This window comes from Streptococcus infantis (assembly GCF_047464615.1).
In the GTDB taxonomy this organism is placed as follows: Bacteria; Bacillota; Bacilli; order Lactobacillales; family Streptococcaceae; genus Streptococcus; species Streptococcus infantis_Y.
The window spans coordinates 1-5,270 of sequence record NZ_JASHBO010000032.1 but is presented as its reverse complement, the minus strand read 5'-3'; the positions used below and the strand labels follow the sequence as shown (position 1 = coordinate 5,270).

Below are 5,270 nucleotides of genomic sequence, written 5' to 3'. Positions count from 1 at the left end.
AGCTAAGCGACTTCCTTATCTCACAGGGGGCAACCCCCAACTACTTCCGGCGTTCTAGGGCTTAACTTCTGTGTTCGGCATGGGTACAGGTGTATCTCCTAGGCTATCGTCACTTAACTTTGAGTAATACCTACTCAAAATTGAATATCTATCAAATTCCAAGAAAAGCCTTCACACTTCGTATTCTCAGTTACTTTGGATAAGTCCTCGAGCTATTAGTATTAGTCCGCTACATGTGTCGCCACACTTCCACTTCTAACCTATCTACCTGATCTTCTCTCAGGGCTCTTACTGATATAAAATCATGGGAAATCTCATCTTGAGGTGGGTTTCACACTTAGATGCTTTCAGCGTTTATCCCTTCCCTACATAGCTACCCAGCGATGCCTTTGGCAAGACAACTGGTACACCAGCGGTAAGTCCACTCTGGTCCTCTCGTACTAGGAGCAGATCCTCTCAAATTTCCTACGCCCGCGACGGATAGGGACCGAACTGTCTCACGACGTTCTGAACCCAGCTCGCGTGCCGCTTTAATGGGCGAACAGCCCAACCCTTGGGACCGACTACAGCCCCAGGATGCGACGAGCCGACATCGAGGTGCCAAACCTCCCCGTCGATGTGAACTCTTGGGGGAGATAAGCCTGTTATCCCCAGGGTAGCTTTTATCCGTTGAGCGATGGCCCTTCCATACGGAACCACCGGATCACTAAGCCCGACTTTCGTCCCTGCTCGAGTTGTAGCTCTCGCAGTCAAGCTCCCTTATACCTTTACACTCTGCGAATGATTTCCAACCATTCTGAGGGAACCTTTGGGCGCCTCCGTTACCTTTTAGGAGGCGACCGCCCCAGTCAAACTGCCCGTCAGACACTGTCTCCGATAGGGATCACCTATCTGGGTTAGAGTGGCCATAACACAAGGGTAGTATCCCAACAACGTCTCCTTCGAAACTGGCGTCCCGATCTCTTAGACTCCTACCTATCCTGTACATGTGGTACAGACACTCAATATCAAACTGCAGTAAAGCTCCATGGGGTCTTTCCGTCCTGTCGCGGGTAACCTGCATCTTCACAGGTACTAAAATTTCACCGAGTCTCTCGTTGAGACAGTGCCCAAATCATTACGCCTTTCGTGCGGGTCGGAACTTACCCGACAAGGAATTTCGCTACCTTAGGACCGTTATAGTTACGGCCGCCGTTTACTGGGGCTTCAATTCATACCTTCGCGTTTCCGCTAAGCACTCCTCTTAACCTTCCAGCACCGGGCAGGCGTCACCCCCTATACATCATCTTACGATTTAGCAGAGAGCTGTGTTTTTGATAAACAGTTGCTTGGGCCTATTCACTGCGGCTGACTTAAAGTCAGCACCCCTTCTCCCGAAGTTACGGGGTCATTTTGCCGAGTTCCTTAACGAGAGTTCTCTCGCTCACCTGAGGCTACTCGCCTCGACTACCTGTGTCGGTTTGCGGTACGGGTAGAGTATGTTTAAACGCTAGAAGCTTTTCTTGGCAGTGTGACGTCACTAACTTCGCTACTAAACTTCGCTCCCCATCACAGCTCAATGTTATAGATATAAGCATTTGACTCATATCACACCTCACTGCTTAGACGTGCTCTTCCATTCGCACGCTTTAGTTAGCCTACTGCGTCCCTCCATCACTACATACTCTAGTACAGGAATATCAACCTGTTGTCCATCGGATACACCTTTCGGTCTCTCCTTAGGTCCCGACTAACCCAGGGCGGACGAGCCTTCCCCTGGAAACCTTAGTCTTACGGTGGACAGGATTCTCACCTGTCTTTCGCTACTCATACCGGCATTCTCACTTCTATGCGTTCCAGCACTCCTCACGGTACACCTTCTTCACACATAGAACGCTCTCCTACCATACCTATAAAGGTATCCACAGCTTCGGTAAATTGTTTTAGCCCCGGTACATTTTCGGCGCAGGGTCACTCGACTAGTGAGCTATTACGCACTCTTTGAATGAATAGCTGCTTCTAAGCTAACATCCTAGTTGTCTGTGCAACCCCACATCCTTTTCCACTTAACAATTATTTTGGGACCTTAGCTGGTGGTCTGGGCTGTTTCCCTTTCGACTACGGATCTTAGCACTCGCAGTCTGACTGCCGACCATAATTCTTTGGCATTCGGAGTTTATCTGAGATTGGTAATCCGGGATGGACCCCTCACCCAAACAGTGCTCTACCTCCAAGAATCTCAATGTCGACGCTAGCCCTAAAGCTATTTCGGAGAGAACCAGCTATCTCCAAGTTCGTTTGGAATTTCTCCGCTACCCACAAGTCATCCAAGCACTTTTCAACGTGCCCTGGTTCGGTCCTCCAGTGCGTCTTACCGCACCTTCAACCTGCTCATGGGTAGGTCACATGGTTTCGGGTCTACGACATGATACTAACTCGCCCTATTCAGACTCGGTTTCCCTACGGCTCCGTCTCTTCAACTTAACCTCGCATCATATCGTAACTCGCCGGTTCATTCTACAAAAGGCACGCTCTCACCCATTAACGGGCTCGAACTTGTTGTAGGCACACGGTTTCAGGTTCTATTTCACTCCCCTCCCGGGGTGCTTTTCACCTTTCCCTCACGGTACTGGTTCACTATCGGTCACTAGGGAGTATTTAGGGTTGGGAGATGGTCCTCCCAGATTCCGACGGGATTTCACGTGTCCCGCCGTACTCAGGATACTGCTAGGTACAAAGACTATTTTGAATACGAGGCTATCACTCTCTTTGGCTGATCTTCCCAAATCATTCTTCTATAGTCTTTGAGTCCACATTGCAGTCCTACAACCCCGAAGAGTAAACTCTTCGGTTTGCCCTTCTGCCGTTTCGCTCGCCGCTACTAAGGCAATCGCTTTTGCTTTCTCTTCCTGCAGCTACTTAGATGTTTCAGTTCACTGCGTCTTCCTCCTCATATCCTTAACAGATATGGGTAACAGGTAGTACCTGTTGGGTTCCCCCATTCGGAAATCCCTGGATCATCGCTTACTTACAGCTACCCAAGGCATATCGTCGTTTGTCACGTCCTTCTTCGGCTCCTAGTGCCAAGGCATCCACCGTGCGCCCTTATTAACTTAACCTTATTTTTTCTGACCTTTCAGTCATAAACTCTTATTAATACTACAGCGTTTTCGGTTTATTTTCTTGTTACTATTTGATATAGATATTCAATTTTCAATGAGCATTACTTGGTGATCTCTCACCAATGGAGCCTAGCGGGATCGAACCGCTGACCTCCTGCGTGCAAAGCAGGCGCTCTCCCAGCTGAGCTAAGGCCCCACAAGACCTCTCAAGACTAAACAAGACCAATGTGCATTTCTTATCCTTAGAAAGGAGGTGATCCAGCCGCACCTTCCGATACGGCTACCTTGTTACGACTTCACCCCAATCATCTATCCCACCTTAGGCGGCTGGCTCCAAATGGTTACCTCACCGACTTCGGGTGTTACAAACTCTCGTGGTGTGACGGGCGGTGTGTACAAGGCCCGGGAACGTATTCACCGCGGCGTGCTGATCCGCGATTACTAGCGATTCCGACTTCATGTAGGCGAGTTGCAGCCTACAATCCGAACTGAGACTGGCTTTAAGAGATTAGCTTGCCGTCACCGACTTGCGACTCGTTGTACCAGCCATTGTAGCACGTGTGTAGCCCAGGTCATAAGGGGCATGATGATTTGACGTCATCCCCACCTTCCTCCGGTTTATTACCGGCAGTCTCGCTAGAGTACCCAACTGAATGATGGCAACTAACAATAGGGGTTGCGCTCGTTGCGGGACTTAACCCAACATCTCACGACACGAGCTGACGACAACCATGCACCACCTGTCACCTCTGTCCCGAAGGAAAGCTCTATCTCTAGAGCGGTCAGAGGGATGTCAAGACCTGGTAAGGTTCTTCGCGTTGCTTCGAATTAAACCACATGCTCCACCGCTTGTGCGGGCCCCCGTCAATTCCTTTGAGTTTCAACCTTGCGGTCGTACTCCCCAGGCGGAGTGCTTAATGCGTTAGCTGCGGCACTAAACCCCGGAAAGGGTCTAACACCTAGCACTCATCGTTTACGGCGTGGACTACCAGGGTATCTAATCCTGTTTGCTCCCCACGCTTTCGAGCCTCAGCGTCAGTTACAAGCCAGAGAGCCGCTTTCGCCACCGGTGTTCCTCCATATATCTACGCATTTCACCGCTACACATGGAATTCCACTCTCCCCTCTTGCACTCAAGTTAAACAGTTTCCAAAGCGTACTATGGTTAAGCCACAGCCTTTAACTTCAGACTTATCTAACCGCCTGCGCTCGCTTTACGCCCAATAAATCCGGACAACGCTCGGGACCTACGTATTACCGCGGCTGCTGGCACGTAGTTAGCCGTCCCTTTCTGGTAAGATACCGTCACAGTGTGAACTTTCCACTCTCACACTCGTTCTTCTCTTACAACAGAGCTTTACGATCCGAAAACCTTCTTCACTCACGCGGCGTTGCTCGGTCAGACTTCCGTCCATTGCCGAAGATTCCCTACTGCTGCCTCCCGTAGGAGTCTGGGCCGTGTCTCAGTCCCAGTGTGGCCGATCACCCTCTCAGGTCGGCTATGTATCGTCGCCTTGGTGAGCCGTTACCTCACCAACTAGCTAATACAACGCAGGTCCATCTGGTAGTGATGCAATTGCACCTTTCAAGCAGATATCATGCAATATCTACTATTATGCGGTATTAGCTATCGTTTCCAATAGTTATCCCCCGCTACCAGGCAGGTTACCTACGCGTTACTCACCCGTTCGCAACTCATCCAGAAGAGCAAGCTCCTCCTTCAGCGTTCTACTTGCATGTATTAGGCACGCCGCCAGCGTTCGTCCTGAGCCAGGATCAAACTCTCATTAAAAGTTTGAGTTCTCACTCATTTCTGTCACTGACAGATTTATTGTTTTTTTCATTGTTCAGTACTACAACCTTAGTTGTAGTGCCCTGCACATTGGTTCGTCTTGTTCAGTTTTCAAAGGTCTTTGTCACTCACTTCTCTCAAGTGACAACTATATTAGTATATCACAGTCGCTTTCGCTTGTCAACACTTTTTTGAAACTTTTTTTATTTTTTTTCATCTAGTGTTTCATCTGCTTTATACTATAGTCCGTACGGGATTCGAACCCGTGTTACCGCCGTGAAAAGGCGGTGTCTTAACCCCTTGACCAACGGACCGGAGTTGTTATTTTCAACTCTTACTATTATACCGACTTTTCTTACTTTGTCAACACCTTTTTT

At 49.2% G+C, this 5,270-nt stretch carries 2 tRNA genes and 3 rRNA genes; all 5 read right to left on the bottom strand.

The features are described 5' to 3' along the window. Position 1: 1 nt before the first annotated feature. Positions 2–117: ribosomal RNA gene (gene rrf, locus QM450_RS10440) — 5S ribosomal RNA — on the bottom strand. A 78-nt stretch (positions 118–195) separates the two neighbouring features. Further along, positions 196–3,098, bottom strand: a 23S ribosomal RNA gene (locus QM450_RS10435). A 126-nt stretch (positions 3,099–3,224) separates the two neighbouring features. Further along, a tRNA-Ala gene (locus QM450_RS10430) sits at positions 3,225–3,297 on the bottom strand. Between the two features lie 50 nt (positions 3,298–3,347). Continuing rightward, positions 3,348–4,893, bottom strand: a 16S ribosomal RNA gene (locus QM450_RS10425). Together the 16S, 23S and 5S rRNA genes with 2 tRNA genes alongside form the textbook arrangement of a ribosomal RNA operon. 242 nt (positions 4,894–5,135) lie before the next feature. Further along, positions 5,136–5,207: transfer RNA gene (locus QM450_RS10420), tRNA-Glu, on the bottom strand. Positions 5,208–5,270 lie beyond the last annotated feature (63 nt).